Annotated in this window: 15 protein-coding genes; 4 read left to right on the top strand and 11 right to left on the bottom strand. The window is 60.5% G+C overall.

The annotated features are described in order from the left end of the window. Positions 1-30 precede the first annotated feature (30 nt). From ACZ5B4_RS04635 to ACZ5B4_RS04625, 3 genes are all read right to left on the bottom strand, one after another. Complete coding sequence (locus tag ACZ5B4_RS04635; protein ID WP_464913263.1) at positions 31-684, bottom strand: LutC/YkgG family protein; 654 nt, start codon at positions 682-684, stop codon at positions 31-33. Beyond that, positions 681-2,147, bottom strand: coding sequence for a lactate utilization protein B (locus ACZ5B4_RS04630; RefSeq protein ID WP_464913262.1), 1,467 nt, complete (start codon positions 2,145-2,147; stop codon positions 681-683). The genes ACZ5B4_RS04635 and ACZ5B4_RS04630 overlap by 4 nt, the downstream gene beginning before the upstream one ends. Positions 2,148-2,232: 85 nt before the next feature. Next, positions 2,233-3,000 carry a (Fe-S)-binding protein gene (locus tag ACZ5B4_RS04625; protein ID WP_464913261.1) on the bottom strand — a complete coding sequence of 256 codons (768 nt, stop codon included), beginning with the start codon at positions 2,998-3,000 and terminating at the stop codon, positions 2,233-2,235. A 506-nt stretch (positions 3,001-3,506) separates the two neighbouring features. On the opposite strand from ACZ5B4_RS04625, the gene ACZ5B4_RS04620 reads away from it, so the two are divergent. After that, positions 3,507-4,016, top strand: a complete 510-nt coding sequence (locus ACZ5B4_RS04620) for a nitroreductase family protein (protein ID WP_464913260.1) — start codon at positions 3,507-3,509, stop codon at positions 4,014-4,016. A gap of 114 nt (positions 4,017-4,130) precedes the next feature. Further along, positions 4,131-5,402: an N-acetylglucosamine-6-phosphate deacetylase gene (locus ACZ5B4_RS04615; RefSeq protein ID WP_464913259.1), complete on the top strand. Its 1,272-nt coding sequence runs from the start codon at positions 4,131-4,133 to the stop codon at positions 5,400-5,402. Between the two features lie 43 nt (positions 5,403-5,445). Here the strand turns inward: ACZ5B4_RS04615 and ACZ5B4_RS04610 are convergent, their stop codons facing one another. Together ACZ5B4_RS04610 and ACZ5B4_RS04605 are read right to left on the bottom strand one after the other, a co-directional pair. Next, positions 5,446-6,324: a hypothetical protein gene (locus ACZ5B4_RS04610; protein WP_464913258.1), complete on the bottom strand. Its 879-nt coding sequence runs from the start codon at positions 6,322-6,324 to the stop codon at positions 5,446-5,448. A gap of 267 nt (positions 6,325-6,591) precedes the next feature. Next, positions 6,592-6,828: a hypothetical protein gene (locus tag ACZ5B4_RS04605; RefSeq protein ID WP_464913257.1), complete on the bottom strand. Its 237-nt coding sequence runs from the start codon at positions 6,826-6,828 to the stop codon at positions 6,592-6,594. Positions 6,829-7,403: 575 nt separating this feature from the next. Here ACZ5B4_RS04605 and ACZ5B4_RS04600 point away from each other — a divergent pair. Continuing rightward, the gene (locus ACZ5B4_RS04600; RefSeq protein ID WP_464913256.1) at positions 7,404-7,583 is read left to right on the top strand and encodes a hypothetical protein; all 180 of its coding nucleotides are present in this window, start codon (positions 7,404-7,406) and stop codon (positions 7,581-7,583) included. 138 nt (positions 7,584-7,721) lie between these two features. Here ACZ5B4_RS04600 and ACZ5B4_RS04595 read toward each other — a convergent pair whose 3' ends face one another. From ACZ5B4_RS04595 to ACZ5B4_RS04575, 5 genes are all read right to left on the bottom strand, one after another. Further along, complete coding sequence (locus ACZ5B4_RS04595) at positions 7,722-9,653, bottom strand: hypothetical protein (RefSeq protein WP_464913255.1); 1,932 nt, start codon at positions 9,651-9,653, stop codon at positions 7,722-7,724. Positions 9,654-9,702: 49 nt separating this feature from the next. Next, positions 9,703-10,710 carry a DUF1573 domain-containing protein gene (locus ACZ5B4_RS04590; RefSeq protein ID WP_464913254.1) on the bottom strand — a complete coding sequence of 336 codons (1,008 nt, stop codon included), beginning with the start codon at positions 10,708-10,710 and terminating at the stop codon, positions 9,703-9,705. Between the two features lie 567 nt (positions 10,711-11,277). Then, positions 11,278-12,264, bottom strand: coding sequence for a BON domain-containing protein (locus tag ACZ5B4_RS04585; protein ID WP_464913253.1), 987 nt, complete (start codon positions 12,262-12,264; stop codon positions 11,278-11,280). Between the two features lie 611 nt (positions 12,265-12,875). Next, on the bottom strand, positions 12,876-13,157 hold the full coding sequence (locus ACZ5B4_RS04580; protein ID WP_464913252.1) for a hypothetical protein: 282 nt from the start codon (positions 13,155-13,157) through the stop codon (positions 12,876-12,878). A gap of 195 nt (positions 13,158-13,352) precedes the next feature. Continuing rightward, positions 13,353-13,967 (bottom strand): class I SAM-dependent methyltransferase, encoded by a 615-nt coding sequence (locus tag ACZ5B4_RS04575; protein WP_464913251.1) that lies wholly within the window; start codon positions 13,965-13,967, stop codon positions 13,353-13,355. 273 nt (positions 13,968-14,240) lie between these two features. Here ACZ5B4_RS04575 and ACZ5B4_RS04570 point away from each other — a divergent pair, with 273 nt between their 5' ends. Beyond that, the gene (locus tag ACZ5B4_RS04570; protein ID WP_464913250.1) at positions 14,241-14,912 is read left to right on the top strand and encodes a metallophosphoesterase family protein; all 672 of its coding nucleotides are present in this window, start codon (positions 14,241-14,243) and stop codon (positions 14,910-14,912) included. Here ACZ5B4_RS04570 and ACZ5B4_RS04565 read toward each other — a convergent pair. Next, positions 14,887-15,600, bottom strand: a complete 714-nt coding sequence (locus tag ACZ5B4_RS04565; RefSeq protein ID WP_464913249.1) for a phosphatase PAP2 family protein — start codon at positions 15,598-15,600, stop codon at positions 14,887-14,889. The genes ACZ5B4_RS04570 and ACZ5B4_RS04565 overlap by 26 nt on opposite strands. Positions 15,601-15,717 lie beyond the last annotated feature (117 nt).

Below are 15,717 nucleotides of genomic sequence, written 5' to 3'. Positions count from 1 at the left end.
AGTCGGCAGGAGAAGATCGGACCGTACTTTTCAGCCTACGACCAGGACTACCAGTCGTTTGGGGCCGTGAACGCCGAGAATGAGGATTTTTTCAATGTCGGCGGTACGGCTCGGACCAGTGATAATGACGAATTCGCCGCGGCGATCCGGTTCCGCAGCCTTCGTCGCCAGCTCGCTCCACAAGGCCGGCAAGTGCTCTCGAAGTTGTGAGCCCTCGGCCAGAACGATACACGCCGGGGGAAGATAGCATGCGAGGCGCTCGCCCGGCCGTTCGCAGACGACCACACTGGAACCGGTATCAGCCAGCAGATAGTCGGCCTGAATGACGGCCACCGGGATGCCCGCCAAATCGCGCGCCGGCGGATCTTCCGGCAAAAGCACCGTCTCCCAAGGAAGATCGGCCTTGGAGACCAAATCCCGGACAAGCGGACGGTCCATGACCAAGACCTGGTTCCAACCGGACGCCTGCGCCAATTCCCGCAGAATAACGGCGGCTTCCTCTCGATTGGCAGCCGCAATGGGCTCTCCGTGCACGGATCGCAGTTCCTCGACAAAGCGTGCCCGCAGCTCCGCGGAGGTGGGATTCGTCGTCGGCCAAACCACCGGCACGGGAGGAACCTCCGGCGACGTCGCTCCTCCTAGGTTTTCTCGGATCCTTTGCAGTATGAGCGATCGGCTTGTCATGCCGAAACCTCCTTTCCCATAGCAGGCGGGACGACGCCGGATTTATCGTCATCTTCGGCAAACTCTCGTCCGCGTTGCCGCCACCAGGCCCGGAAGGTGTAGGCCGGCACCTCCGGCAATTCACGCCCGCGGGTCCAGGCGCCCAATTGCGCAGGATGCCACGGAAGAAATTTCGCCAAGCGCACGCCCAAGCGTACCGTGGTCATGGCAAGGCGATAGCGTAACGGCCCGGCCATCGCCCAGGACCACGCCTTCCAAATCAAACGCTCGAAGGGAGAGCGGACCGGGGAGGGACTATTAACCGCCTTGTGTCGCAAGTGAACCAATTGGTGCGGGATATCGATTTTGACGGGGCAGACCTCGCCGCAAGCCCCACATAGCGACGACGCGAACGGCAGCTTGCCGGCATCCTCCATGCCCACCAAATGCGGCGTGATAATCGCACCGATAGGACCGGGATAGACCCAGCCATAGGCCCAGCCGCCCGTGCGGCGATATACCGGGCAGGCGTTCAGGCACGCACCGCAACGGATGCAAAAAAGGGAACTGCGGGCGGCAGGGTCGCGCAGAACGTTGGACCGCCCGTTATCCAAGATGATGATATAGAATGTCCGGCCGGGCGTGGCTCCATGCACAATGTGGGTGTAAGTCGTCAGTTTTTGGCCGGTACCGCTTCGCGCCAGCAAGTTGAGGAACAGCGGGAGATAGCGAATGCCGGGAATAACCTTTTCGATGCCCATCACCGCGACGTGCACCGGCGGCGCCGCAATCGAGAGGCCGGCGTTGCCTTCGTTCTCGACGATACAGATCGATCCTGTATCGGCCAGGGCGAAGTTGACGCCGGAAATACCCATATCGGCTCGAAGGTACTCCTCTCGCAAATGCCGCCGCGCGATGTCCGTCAGCTTTTCGTGTTCGCTCGTATAAGGCTCTTGGAGTTTTTCGGCGAATAGCCGCCCCACATCCTCGGCCGACAAGTGGAGGGCCGGCGTCACAATGTGCACAGGGCGTTGGCCGGCCAACTGCACTAGGTACTCGCCGAGATCGGTCTCAAGGGCGCGAACCCCGGCCGCGGCCAGGACGTGGTTCAGCTCCATCTCTTCGGTGACCATGGACTTCGATTTGACGACCGTTTTGACCCGGTGCCGTTCGACGATTTCCAGGATGTGCCGATTCGCCTCTTCCGCGTCCTTAGCCCACAGCACGACTGCGCCGCGAGCCGCCGCATTTCGCTCGAACTCGACGAGGAGCTTATCCAAATTGAAGATGGAAAACCGCTTAACCGCATTTGCCTCTTCTCGCCACTGCTCCCAATAGGGCACGGACAGGGTTACCTGCCGGTTGTGCTTGCTTGAACGTTCCGCGGACTCGCCCAGCGCACGCGAGCCGCGAGGTTCGGCCAGCCCCTTGTTTTCTTTTCTCAAAAACGGAGCGCCCGATAGATGAAGCCCTGGGGACGTCATGAAATCTCGTGCCTCCTAAGAGATCATTGGATCGGCTCTTTCCGACCCAACGGCTCGATTCGGTTTCGGCCGTTTCCGGCCGCAGTCAGCTTTGAACCAAGATTTCGGCAATGTGCATCGGGCGAATATGTCGCATCTGGGGATTCCTCTTCAGAATGCCTCCCACGTGCATCAGGCAACTAATGTCCACGGAGGTCACCACGTCGGCACCGCTCCGCAAGATGTTGGCCGCCTTCGTCTCACCCATGGCGATCGACGTGCCCGGCATTTTGACGCTGAAAGTGCCGCCGAACCCGCAGCACTCCTCGATGTTCGGCAGCTCGCAGTACACAAGATCCTTCACGTTTTGCAAAAGCGTGAGGGGTTGATCCAAAATGCCCAATTCGCGGCGACCGTGACAACCGCTATGCATCGTCACCTTGTGCGGAAACCTAGCGCCCAAATCGGCAACGCCCACCACATTGACCAAGAACTCCGACAGATCGAACACGCGGCGTCCGACGGAGACGATTCGTTCGTCGGGATCCACCTGCTCGAAGAAAACCCGACACATCGCCGTGCACGAACCCGAGGGACATACGATGTACTGGTACGGCCGAAAGACATCGCAAAAATGCCGCACCACACGTGCCGCTTCCTCCCAATAACCCGAGTTGAAGGCAGGCTGTCCGCAACAGGTCTGGCCCTCCGGAAAAACAACGGGAATTCCCAACTTCTTCAAAATGGTGGCGGTGGCCTCGGCAATCTGGGGAAAAAACTGGTCGATGTAGCACGGGATAAACAGCGCCGCCTTCTCACCCCGGTCGTAACTGGGATACTTGCCGTCGGGCAACCCGTTGGTTAGGTGGATCATAAGGGAAGCTGCTCCTGCCGGTTGGGAATACTTACCAGATCGCCCAAACGCTCGTCGTTTTGGGATCCAGCGAACGATCGCATCGCCGGATTGCCGCCATCGTCGGGCGACTCCGGCAATTCTAGTCCTCTCGGCAAACCGTCGCCACAGGCCTCCGACGCAAAGGCCTTTGGGCAGGCCGTTGCCGCCGTACCTCGCCATCATTCTCCGGCTTTCCGTAAGCCGTTCCCGATCGCATTCGACCTTCGCAGCTCACCGAACTCTGGATGCCGTGCAAACCAGGAGCAACCGGTGCCTTGCGTTCGCCGCCGGCATTGCGCCGAATGCGCACTTGCTCGTTGCCCGGGGACCTCTCGACGATCAGAGCGAGCTGCTGGAAATGTGGGAGCCGGCCGAGTACGGCTACACTTTACCCCTATTACTACGTATGCTATCGACGAAAGGATCAGCGATACCGTTATTCACAACGCCGGCATTCTCATCCATTCCCGGGAGAGCGCTTCACCATGGACGCCATCGAGGCCATTTTGACGCGAAGGAGTATTCGCCGATTCGCAGAACGTAGTCTGCCGCCGGACGCACTCGAACGACTCTTGGAAGCCGCCATGGCTGCGCCGAGTGCCAGGAATGCCCAACCCTGGCATTTCATCGTCATCGATGAGCGGCCCATCCTGCTGGAAATCGCGGGGCGGTTCCCCAATGCCGACGCCGCCCGGTACGCTCCCCTCGGCATCCTCATCTGCGGCGATTTGACGCTGGAGTTGTCGAAGGGGTACTGGGTCATCGACTGCGCCGCCGCGGCACAAAACATGCTGCTCGCGGCCCATGCCTTGGGTCTGGGCGGACTATGGACCGGCGTGTACCCCCGCGAGCAACGGGTGGAAGGGCTACGGGAGCTGTTGGCGATCCCGGAGCATGTGATTCCACACAGCTTGTTGTTGTTTGGTTATCCCGCGGAATCACCACCCGAGGTCCGCCGCTATCAGCCCGACCGCGTTCACCGCAACCGTTGGTGAAGCAAACAAACTTCACATACCCGCCGCCTTTGTGTTCCCGGATGCCCGAAGACGCAATCACTGTGGGTATTCTTCGCGTTAGACAAGCTTTGACGCCGAGTCGAGTGCCATCCGATGAAGGCTGATTCCAAGTTTTCCCTTGCTGCCGTGCTGCCGACCTCCCGCAAAGAAGTGTTGGTCCACATCGACCGGGGGCACATCGTCGCCGTGGAGGACGCCGCGACCGCGTCAAAAGGCCTGGACGCCACTCCCGGCACCCGGCACACCCGGACGGCGGGGCTGCCGCGCGAGCGTTCCCTGTTCGTTTCGGGAGGGTTCTTCGACATCCAAATCAACGGCTTCGGCGGTCGAGAGTTCAGTTCGCCGCGGCTCGAAGCGGAAGATGTGTTTCGCATTGCCGAGTCGCTTTGGCGGTTCGGCACCACGCGGTTCTTGCCCACATTGACGACGCAATCGTATGATGTTCTGGTTCACGCTTGCCGAGTGCTCAGCGATGCCGTCTCTCAGGATTCTCTGCTGCGAGCGCGCATTCCCGGCCTGCACCTCGAAGGCCCGTACATCAGCCCGCAAGACGGCCCGCGCGGCGCTCATCCGTTGCCGCATGTTCGCGCTCCCGACTGGGAAGAGTTTGCCCGGCTGCAAGACGCGGCTGACGGCAACATCCGTTTGATCACGCTCTCACCCGAGTACGAGAATGCCCCGGAATTCATTCGACGCGCCGTGAAGACGGGAATCGTGGTCGCCATCGGTCATACGGCCGCCGATGGAGCGCAGATCGCGCGGGCGGTCGATGCGGGGGCCGGTTTGAGCACTCACCTGGGCAACGGTGCTCATCCGGTGATGCCACGGCACCCCAACTACCTGTGGGATCAGCTTGCGGAAGATCGGCTGCGGGCCAGCTTGATTGTGGATGGCTGCCACTTGCCTCCCGCCTTCGTGAAGGTCGCGGTCCGAGCAAAATCGACGAAAAACTGCATCCTGATCAGCGATCTATCGGGCATGGCGGGACTGCCCCCCGGGCGGTACCAAACCGACCTCTGCCCGCTCGAAGTTCTGGATGACGGACGCTTGGTCATCGCCGGTCAGAGGACGCTGCTTGCCGGGGCGTCGCGACCGATCGGGCAAGGCATCGTCAACATCATGGATTTTGCCGACATTTCCTTGAGCGATGCCTTGGCCATGGCCGTGGAGCATCCCGCGGAACTGTTGGCCCTTGCACCGGCTCGAGTCGAGGCGGGTTCCGAACTCGACTTGGTCCTTTTTGAAGTTCGGCCGCAGGCCGAAGCAGGGAGCCCCAAGGCATCTGCGGCGGAACATTTGCCGCAGCGGGAACTCGTGGTGCGCGAGGTTCTCTTCCGTGATTTCCGCGGGCGGTGGGATGAATGAATCTTTGCCGCGTGATCGCTGCATCCGCGAGCCGGACCGCCGTTCAGGGTAAGCCTATCTGATCCAATCCCAGATTATCCCCCTCCTGAAAGACATGCCGCAAGGGTGTCATTCCCGGTCGGACTTCAACCCGAGTCCAGAGGTAGGCCTGCGGGCCGATCAGATCGGCGGGGCGATCACAGTATTGGGCAATTCCCCTCACGTCCAACTCGTCGATCCCACGGTTGGGCCGAGCCGTGATCGTCGCGGGCCGCGCCAGATTGTTGGAGATAATGAGGAGGCGGTACTCGCCCGGGCGTGGAAGCACGACATGGAAACTACCGTCCGCGTCCGCTTGTGCGAAGGCCCCTCCCAGGCTCGCGACTTGATCCGCCGCCTCTTTCCGTGAAACGAGGCTGGTAGTCCAAGGGCGAAGCCCCTCGACGGCCACACGTTCTTGAGGCGTCTCCAGGGGCAAGGCAATGATGACGGCTCCGGCATCGGGTGCCAAAGGTTTTCCCTTGCCCGCGAAATACACGTTGCCCGGCAGCAAGACGGGATCACCGGGAGCTTTCGCTCCGGAACCGGACGAAGCCGCAGAATCGATCCGGCGCGAACCGGCCGTCCCCCGCCCCAAAAAGAATGCAACCAAACCCGTTCCCATCAACAGCAGGACGTAAGCTTGAATCCTTCGCCGGCTGACGAGCAGGTATTCAGGAGCTTGCGTAGTGCCGAGCGACCGACTTATGGGCGAAGCGGCTAATGCCACCGCAGCCGAGTCTTCAAGAATAACGGCCGGCACCGGCGCAACCGGATCGGCATGATTCGTGGAATCGATCGGTTCCTCGACGCGCTGCGGGGTGGCGGCGGGTTCGCGCGGCTGGGTCGATCGCCGCTCCCGCGGCAAGGGCGGCGGCACGGCTCGGCCTTTCGGCTGGTGCATCGTCCTCTCGTGCGCACGATCCGAACTCAAGAGCCGCTCCGTTTCCAGATAGTTTGTCACCGGGCAGAGCGTCGAAGCCTGGGGAGTTGCCACGGCCCGACGGGAAGAAAAACGAGTTGCCCCTTCCGTTGATTATATCGACGGGCTTGCCGTCAAAAGAAGGAATATGAAGAAGGGCTGCGCAGTTTCCTCGCGAGATCCCTCGCGTCGCCCCATTCGAAATGTGATCACGGATCACAATGCCCCGGGGAAAAGAATCGCCGGGATTCAGGTATCGCCGTCGGGCCGCGCCAAGTGCAGCAAGGCCAGCAGGATGACGAGAATCAGAAGGTCGAGGATTGCCAGGACCGCAACACCCAAAGCGATATATCGCACGACCACCGCGCCCGAGGCGTCGCCCATCGCGTGCAAGACCGACGACACGGAGAGAACGGCCCCGAGACCGATCAGCCAGAAGACCAGCCCGGCCGTAAGAATCCAGAGAAGATTCCGCGGAGTATTCATCGCTGTTCGCCTTCGAAGGGATCGCTTATCGAACTGCAAACTCAATCTTGTCACGGTTGTGAACGAGCGTCAACGGTGGTACCGGATGCGTTACGAGCCGGTGGAGATCATTTCCCTTTGTGCGTTGAAAACCGCCTTTTTTCAGCGTTGTTTGCGTTTCGCCGTGAGATGTTGACCTTCGATGACGGACGCGGTGAGCACGCGGCATGCGGCTATCGTCGGCTATGCGCGTTGCTATTGACCGCTCGTGATGCGGCTTTCTCGTCGCATAACTCGGCAATCGTGCAAAAGCCAACTTGCAAGTTTTGAAGAAGACGATAACATTATGGCATAAGTTATCGTGCGAAGTCGGACGTGTCGCAGAGTTGCTGCAAGGATTGTCACCTGCAAACGTCACATGCAAGGAATGCACGGTAAGACGGACGAGACAATGCCGCTGCGGATGCGGCGCCGGTACGTGGTTTCCGGTTTTTTCGAGGAAAGGCGGAGTCGGCAGCTTCTCACGTGGCAGTAGAGACGCGCGGACGACGCCGAGAGGCTCAGCACAGGAGGTCCCCAAGGTGGCCCAAAAGAAAGTGGCGAAGAAGGCCCCGGCCAAGAAGGCGGTAAAGAAAGCCGCGAAGAAGGCCCCGGCGAAGAAGGCGGCGAAAAAGGCCCCGGCCAAGAAGGTTGTAAAGAAGGCCCCCGCTAAGAAGGCGCCGGCCAAGAAGAAAGCGCCGGCCAAAAAAAAAGCCCCGCCCCCCGCGAACGCCTGATCACAGACGCCCGCGAGGGAAACTCGCCGCGGCCGTAGCGAACAATAACGAGAATGAACCGCCCGCCGATTAGGCGGGCGGTTCAGTTTAGGGTGCCCGTTGAGCGGTGACAGTACGGGACGACGCTGTTTCCAAGTTCTAGCCCTCAGGCTTTGTCGTCCTGTTTCCGCGGTCCGTCGCCGGTTTGCCCAGAAAGCGTTCGCGAAACCATTCGGCAGCCGTCTGTGTCACGACCGCCGATCGCGACATTTCGCTCGCGCACACTTCATGTTCGAACCAATCGTTCAACGCGGCTTGCAACCGCTCATGCGAGTCGATGGGAATCCATGTGGCAACCGCATCAAGCGTGGGGTAACGGGAAGCCGGCAGTAGCGGCATCCCGAGGAAATTGCGCCCCACGGGCCGGACTTCGGCGGCTGACAGCTTCCACCCAAACAGCCAAAAATCTTCGCCGTAGCGTGCCGCCCACAAATCGTCGATGGTGATGCCGTTCGGCAAAAAGCGAACTCGGTCCTGACGGATGAGCCAGGGATAAATCGGCGCGGCGTCCCCGATTCGGCCCTCCGTCCGCATTCGCGCCGCATTGCCGATGTCCCACGGCCGCGTGAAGACGCACTCGTCGTTGTAGTTGCGGGGCACCACGGCCGGAACCGCCGCTAAGACCGTGATGGGACGACCTTGATCGGGCGGCAATGAGCTTGCCATATCCTCAAGAATCGTCTGCTGCATGTGCCAGGACAGTAGGTAATGGTTCCTCTGAATGAGAAACGACGTCGTGTTCAGGACAAAGATGCACAAGAAGAGCACCCATCCCGCTGAGATACCGCCCCGTAAGAACATGGGCGGGTTACGCCCCAGGCAGGCACTGACGGCCAGCGCACAGGCTACCCAAAAACTCGAGAGCTTCCGATTGTCGTATCCGAACACGGCGGCGTACGAATTCGACAGGACAAACAAAAAGATCGAACTGCCCGCGGCGACCCAGCATGCGATTTGCAGGAGGCGGCCCGCTTGATCGGCCTTGCGGCCTTGACGTGCCGCAGATGCTTCTGCGCAAACGGTTCGGCTGTGGGAGACGGGACGGTCTCCGCTTACCCAGACTTGCGCGGAGCGACCGAGCACAAGCAAGAACGCGGCGGCCATGATCAACGTCCACCAATCCCATGCGTCGGAAAATCGCACGATGCCCTCCGTCCACAGGAGCGGAAGCTGGACTAGTACGGCCGTGAACCAGTAGACGACGGCGCGCGCCGCCATTCCCAATCCGGCGAATTGAAGTCGGGACATATCCGGCGCAAACGAGGGAAATACCCATTTTTGAAGGATCACCGCGGCACCGACGGGCACGGCGAGCACCACCGCCCAGAAGATCGCGTCTTGCCGCCATCCCGCCGCCAGCGTCCGCACCGACTCCCCCGCTCTTCTTTCAACTTTTTCCCAACGCAGGGCCAGCGGCAGTGCCCACTGGATCAGAAGGAGCGGAAGAAATATCTCGTACAGGATCAGTCCCGCCAGCAGAAGTGCGGCGACTGCCGTTGCCAAGCCGATGCGGCGAACGAGAGTTTTCGCTTCCGCGGCGGCTGCCGTCAAGTACATGGAGACCGCCCAAATCAAATACGCAGCGGAAGCGAGCTGCTGCATGCCCGGCGAAAAAATCCATGTGGAAGCGACGCTAGGGAGCGTGGCCAAGATGAAGAAGCCTGCCGCTGCGCCCGCACCGAAGAACCGGCGCCAAATCCCGGCGACGACCCCCATCGCCGACGCAACAAGAGACAAATGGAAGATCACGTAAACGGCGGGAAGGGCGGGAAAAAGTGTCGACGTGGTTGCCAACAAGGCCGGTGCCAAGGGACGGGCGGCGAAAAGCGTGAACCACGAGCGAAAGTTCTCCCGCCACATCGGATGCTCGACGGCGTGCGAAAGCACCATCCAGTCATCACAGACAAAACCGCCGTGGGCAACCAGCGGAATCATGATGGTTGCCCACAGCGCGGCAAGCATCACTCTCAGCGCCCGGCTCTGGTGGCGAGCGACGTCCTCGCGGCCGTTGCATTCTTGGTCGGCCATCATCAATGGCATGAGTCCGCCGTCGGGACCGTTCCACTATCACGGTGGAAAGTCAATTCTTGACCAATGCCACCGCCGTGGTTTCGGGGATAGGCATGTCTTCGCGGTCGCTACGGATGTGCAAGCGGATGTTGACGCGCCCTTCCTGATCGCCGGCAGTGAACTTCACAGCTACGATGTGCAAAGTCCGCGGTTCGGAGCCGGTCGGGATTTGGCATTGCAAGCTCCCCGACGGGCAATCGGAGCACTCCGTGCCGACGATGGAGAAAGGTTGCCGTCCCCGAACAACAAGTTGTCGGGACACCGACTGACCGGGTTTGACCACGCCCAAGAATAGGAGCGTCGGCGTGACCGTCACAAGGGCCTCGATGTTCCCTTCTACCATGAGGGGTACTTCGCGAAGCTGCGGATCGTTCGTTATCAGAGTCAGGTACTCATGGAGCGATCCGGCGGGCGCGTCGCCCGACAGACGCACCTTGATCGGATAATTGATCCCGTTCGAAGTGCGTTCCGGCGGCAGAACCTCGGCTGAAAGATAGGGAACCCCGCTCTTCACTTCAAGGACCCTCCAATCACCGCGGCCGATCCGATTGACGACCACGGTTTGCTCCGCCTCCGCGCCTTGCTCCACGGTGCCGAAGCGGACGCACTCGGGCTCGAACTCGACGTCGCTGCGGATGTAGCTTTGCACCCTCAATTGGACCTCAGCGTACTGAGGCTTGTCGAAAGTGACCGTGATGGTCGCGCCTTTCGCCCCCAAGAAAGCTCGAGAATTGACGGTCGCGACGATCGCTCCGGTTTCGTATGTTTTCACGTTGGGGTTTTCCACACGGACCAACGTGCAGCCGCATGAGGACCTGGCGTTGGCGACGTGAATTTCCTCCGTGTAGATGTTCTTGAATTCGAAACGGAATTCCGCTTTGGCACCACGAGGCACGACGCCGAAGTTGTGCTCTCGGATCTCAAACATCTTGGTTGCCCAATCCTGGGCGGCCGCGGGGCCGACTCCTAAAGCGGTCAGGACACAACCGATCCAGAGGACCCTTGCTTGGCGACGCATCGATAACCCTCCTCTCAGCAGGGGAAATGACCGCCGAACCTCGCCGTGCATCATCATTATACGCCGATCGAACGGGCGGCAGCGTAAGGGGTCGCAAGCGACCCATCCCGTCGCGCAGTTCGGCAGTTTCGGATTGAGAAATCGGCGGCACCCGACGTGCTGCCGAAAATCAACCATCCGCCGAGAGAAATATAGATCGTGTTGCCTTCCTTCAGCATCACACGGCGGAATATCGGAGGGACTTTGCTCGTCTCTTGTTCGGATGGTGACGAGCCTAACGGTTGCGATTGCCCGTGGTCGGGCGGAATTCCCGAACGACCCCGGCCCGCGACACGCACTCGGGACCTGAAGAGCGTGATGGCGAGGGCAGTCGGAGGCCGGGCTATCGAACGACGACTTGTGACTTGCCACTGCTCAAGGCTGCGATCAGAGTGCGGGGGAAAACGAATTTGTATCGATTGATCTCGAATTAACTCTGGCGGCAAGAAACAGAAAAGGGCCGTTGCCCGAGACGAGGCAACGACCCGATTTCCATGGCAGAAGGAAACTCGCGACAATCCGCCCGAATCAATGACCCTTAATTGCTCGGAACAAACCGGAAACAGGTCCCTTGTGCGAGCCGTCATCGAAGTCGAGGAACCACCATCCGTCGTGCCACTCCAAGCTCACCTTCCGCCATCCCAGGGGGACCTGCGGATAGGGGTAGAAGGGGCCGATGTACGGCCAGGCGGTGGCCGAGTATTGCTTGGGATAGGTCAGCGCGGCGTAGTTGGGATAAGCCGCGTAGCTGGGCCAAGCGTAGTTAGGCATGGCAGGTTGATCGTAGCGGACGGGAGCCGCCCCGCCGGCAGCACCGGCGTACATGGGCAAGGGCCGATTCATGGGAACACTTTGAACTTCCATGGGAGCCGCCTGCTGCGGAGCTACGTCCTGAGCCATTGCCACCGGGATCGGACGCAACGGCTTGGGCGCGGCAGGGGCCGGCGTCGGCGTTGCCGGTTGAGCCGGGATAGGCATCCCCACCACCTCGTTGGCCCCCGTCGGCGTTACTTCCGGCGGCATCAGATCGGGACCGTCCGCGAGGGCTGAAGTCCGTTGGACCGGGGCCGGTACAAACTCGGCCGGCAGGGGATCCGCGGTCTGCGTGACAGGCAAGCGCGAGACCAGCCTGCTCCCCGCTTCTTGATTCGATCCCGTGGCAAAACCGCCCTGCGCTAGTCGCTCGGGGGCGAAGGCACCGGTCGGTTGCTGCACGGTCCGTTGCGGTTCGGCGACGCCGGCCACCGTCAGCTCGTTGACCACGTTGGTCACGCCGGGGACTTGCCGTGCGATTCGCTCTGCGGTTGCGATCTGGCCGGATTCGGAAACCGTGCCGCGAAGGCTGGCCGTCCCGTCCTGGTAGTAGCGAATGCCGATCTTGCATCCGCGGAATTGCCCGCTCTCCTTAAGCGAAGCGGCGATTTGCTCCGCGACCTCTTGGTTGCCTGCCAACGCAGTCAAAGGACTGAGTACGATGGCTGCCGCAACCATCCACTTCAAGCAGAAACCTCGCATGCCATTCCTCCTGTCTGGAATCCATTCCCGCAGCTTGGCGCCGACTTCGCTCGACTTGCGGCGGCTGACGCCCCCCATTGCTTCTGCGTTCGCGACCTGTTGTGGTAAATCGGATCCTCCGGTGATCTCCGCCTTCGCTGCTCGACTCGGCTTCCCGCAAAAGCCTCATGCCGTACGACTTGGAGGATCGCAAGCAGGGCGGCTCGGCCGGTATCCGAATCGCGTTCGAAGGCTACCTAGATATAGGTTTCGGTAGATTCGGGGGACTTCAGGGAGCTTTTTTTCGATTTTGGCGTTCAAACTGGGCAAACCGATTACTCTGGGGATAGCAATCTTAACGCATCTTTCCCAGATTTGAACTCCTCGAAGATTAGGCCGCTCACACACCTTCAGGCGAACGCACGCGCGGAGGTTTCCGGGAACCCTTCCAAAGCCCAGTCCGGGCTTCGAATGTTCTTTGGAATTTGCCTAAATTACCAGCCAGTGCGGTCTCGGAAGTGCTAGGTGGAAAGAGAACCGGCAAGTCGCTGCGGCATTTGCGTTTCTGAAAATCCTCCGATCCGCGGGGGTAGGCGGCGTCGGTGAATCTCGGCGGAAAAAGGGCGAGCCGGCTACTGCGGATAACGCTCTCGCTGGGGGCGAAAGTCAGCCATCACCACCAGGATCATGCCGCAAAGTGTCACGCCACAGGACAGCCACACGCTCGGTGAGCGTCCCGCGGCCAAAGCGATGCCGGTCAACATGGCGAAGCTGCCTCGAAATGCCCACTCTGTGAAGGAGGCCCACCGCGGACGCCGAACCAGTCGAATCGCGATTGCGGAAAGGATTCCCAAAGACTGAATCCCCCAAAGGAATAGCGTCGCTATTTCGTTCTGCGCAACTGGTATCAGCAAGCAAATAGCTCCGTAGCGGTCGGTTAATGCTCAATCCCGGTGTGCCCGCAGATCGGCACAGCATAGCCGACTTTTCGAAGTTGAGAAAGGTTGATTCTACCCCAACCTTCGGGATTTCGTGAAAACACCAAAGACTGTCGCCGCCTGAACCGGAGGCCCTCCGTCGCCCGGCCGTACTCCGGTGCGATCCGCGCCTCATTTCCTGATCGTGGAGGTTGGCACGGGCCGGCGCATCACCGCCGATATCCCCGAGAAAGTCTTGCGGACCACGCGCGATTCAAAGGTGAATTGGCGAATCTGCACCAATTCGAACAAACGCCCCAGCTCCGACTTCAGGTCGTCCTCGCTGAGCTGAGGCAACTCCGAGTTGGTACTTTGAGGCGTCGTTTTCGTGATGCAAACGTAGTACGAACCCGGTTTGGTGATCCGCCAAAGCAAGTCCAGTAAGCGGCTCAGCTCCCATTGCCGCACGAACTGATAAAAGCTGCTGTCGTAAACCAGGTCGAACACTCCCCCGTGAAATCCGAATCGAAAGACGTCTTCCAAGACGAAGCAGACGTTGGTCGCCGCGTTCTGCGCGCGGGTTCGCGCTCGTTCCAGGGCCGTGGGTGAAAAATCGACGGCCGTCACGTCGAATCCGTGCTGGGCGAGAAAGACGGCGTCGGCGCCGGTACCGCAGCCCAAATCCAGGAGCGTGCCTTTGGGAAACTGCCATTCTTCCAGAATGCGGCCTAGCTCAGGGGATGCGGAGCCGACTTCCCAGGGTGGCAGGGTTTCTCGATAGAGTACGTCCCAGTCCATCGCCGACATTCCACGTCTTCCCGCAAATCCGTTCATGTGACGGTACCCCCCCGAACTCCCGACGAGCGGGTGTTCCGCTAAAGAATCGAGACGAGACATGACGCGGCCGGAGACGGCAGTTCGTTCCCGCCGAAACGGTCCTACTCCTCCGGCGTGGCAACTATAATTTCAAGCTCACGCATCTGCTATGCAAGTCCGTGCGTCGGAAAAACGACAAGAATCTCGCCGCCGCTGTTCGGTCTTTCGGTGACGGCAAACGAATCTCGCGGTTCCACGAAAAACATGATTATCATTGCCATCAGCGATCTTCACAATCGGCGGGATGTGCTGGAGGAAATGTTGCGAGACTCGGCGGACGGCGACGTCATCGTGTTCCCCGGCGACTTGACGCACTTCGGGAGCGCTGCGGACGCGGAAAGCATCTTGGAGCAGGCCCGGCGTGTTACTCCCACCGTTCTCGGCGTGGCGGGCAATTGCGACAGCGCCGCCGTGGATGCCGCCTTGGAAGATATGGGAGCGTCGCTCTCTGGTCGGGGCGTTCGGGTAGGTGAGGTCGGTTTCTTCGGCGTATCCGGGATTCCGCCCTGGCAAGCCCGCATGTACTGCATTCCCGAAAAGGACTTGCTCACTCGCTTGAGTGCCGGTGCGGCGGCAACGGCGGATTGCCGTATTCGCGTGGGCGTAACGCATGCTCCGCCTTACGGGACCCAGCTCGACCGAATTTGGCTGGGCGGTCACGTCGGTAGTCGCGCCGTGCGGGAAATCGTGGAAAAAGAACAACCCAACCTCCTCCTGTGCGGGCACGTTCACGAGGCGCAGGGGATCGAGCGATTGGGAAGCACTTTGGTCGTCAACTGCGGCGCCGCAAAGGCCGGGCACTTTGCCCGATTAGCGATTGAACTGCAAGCTGCGGGGGCGGAACCGAGAATCAATGTGGAGTTTCGTCGGATTTGAGTCCGGGCCGGCCGGCGGAGGCGGCTTGGCCGGGTGCCGAGATCGCCGAGCCGCGCTGCGAAGCAAGGACATATTGGTTCAACCACCAGCAAAATCCCCAAGCAAGGCCGGCTCCGAAAAGGACATCGCTGGGATAATGGGCTCCGCTTTGCAATCGCTGCAAGCACGCCAGCACCGCCAACATCGCAAAATACCAGCGAGCCTGGGGGTAAACCATAGCCAACCCGAGGGCCAACCCCACGCCCACCGCGACGTGAGAAGACGGAAACGATTGGCTGCTCGTGTGCGTAGCGAAAGGCAACCAGCCTTGAAATGTGTCCCAAACGTCGCCCACGAAGGAGAAGTCCCGCGGCCGGGTCCGCGACACCGTAAGCTTGACGAGATCTGCGATCAACCCGCTTCCGTACGCCATCAAAAGCAGGCGGAGAGTGTGCTTCCGATTCGAACGGTCGAGAGTGTAAAAACCCGCCAGAATTACCGCTACGCTCGCGCCATGAGCGAAGGCCTCGCTCATTTCGATCAGTTCCCGCATGAGGCGCGGCAATTCGTGATGCCGGAACCATAATGCGACGGGCAGATCGACGAAGAATGCCAAAGCCCCCAGGGCCAGGAATACCGCGGCCGGCCAAAGTGGGATCCCCGACGGTGCGGGAGATGAAGTGCGTGTTCCCAGGATGTCGCCCGTCATCCGCCGGCCTTCATTTTTTCGAACAATGCGTCAAGCCCCGATTCGCAGCCGGCGTTCGCAAGCGGTAAGAAGTGCCGGATGCTCCCACAGTGTACCGAGCTTTTCCGACCTGCGACA

The organism is Thermogutta hypogea, from assembly GCF_055386265.1.
Note: the sequence above shows the minus strand (reverse complement) of the source record. Positions and strands in the feature narration are given on the sequence as shown.

What these genes read in the sequence shown, in the direction of transcription:
- ACZ5B4_RS04565 (WP_464913249.1), bottom strand. Translation starts at nt 15,600, where the DNA reads ATGACGGGCGACATCCTGGGAACACGCACTTCATCTCCCGCACCGTCG.
- ACZ5B4_RS04615 (WP_464913259.1), top strand. Translation starts at nt 4,131, where the DNA reads ATGAAGGCTGATTCCAAGTTTTCCCTTGCTGCCGTGCTGCCGACCTCC.
- ACZ5B4_RS04630 (WP_464913262.1), bottom strand. Translation starts at nt 2,147, where the DNA reads ATGACGTCCCCAGGGCTTCATCTATCGGGCGCTCCGTTTTTGAGAAAA.
- ACZ5B4_RS04595 (WP_464913255.1), bottom strand. Translation starts at nt 9,653, where the DNA reads ATGATGGCCGACCAAGAATGCAACGGCCGCGAGGACGTCGCTCGCCAC.
- ACZ5B4_RS04625 (WP_464913261.1), bottom strand. Translation starts at nt 3,000, where the DNA reads ATGATCCACCTAACCAACGGGTTGCCCGACGGCAAGTATCCCAGTTAC.
- ACZ5B4_RS04620 (WP_464913260.1), top strand. Translation starts at nt 3,507, where the DNA reads ATGGACGCCATCGAGGCCATTTTGACGCGAAGGAGTATTCGCCGATTC.
- ACZ5B4_RS04570 (WP_464913250.1), top strand. Translation starts at nt 14,241, where the DNA reads ATGATTATCATTGCCATCAGCGATCTTCACAATCGGCGGGATGTGCTG.
- ACZ5B4_RS04605 (WP_464913257.1), bottom strand. Translation starts at nt 6,828, where the DNA reads ATGAATACTCCGCGGAATCTTCTCTGGATTCTTACGGCCGGGCTGGTC.
- ACZ5B4_RS04575 (WP_464913251.1), bottom strand. Translation starts at nt 13,967, where the DNA reads ATGTCGGCGATGGACTGGGACGTACTCTATCGAGAAACCCTGCCACCC.
- ACZ5B4_RS04590 (WP_464913254.1), bottom strand. Translation starts at nt 10,710, where the DNA reads ATGCGTCGCCAAGCAAGGGTCCTCTGGATCGGTTGTGTCCTGACCGCT.
- ACZ5B4_RS04635 (WP_464913263.1), bottom strand. Translation starts at nt 684, where the DNA reads ATGACAAGCCGATCGCTCATACTGCAAAGGATCCGAGAAAACCTAGGA.
- ACZ5B4_RS04585 (WP_464913253.1), bottom strand. Translation starts at nt 12,264, where the DNA reads ATGCGAGGTTTCTGCTTGAAGTGGATGGTTGCGGCAGCCATCGTACTC.
- ACZ5B4_RS04610 (WP_464913258.1), bottom strand. Translation starts at nt 6,324, where the DNA reads ATGCACCAGCCGAAAGGCCGAGCCGTGCCGCCGCCCTTGCCGCGGGAG.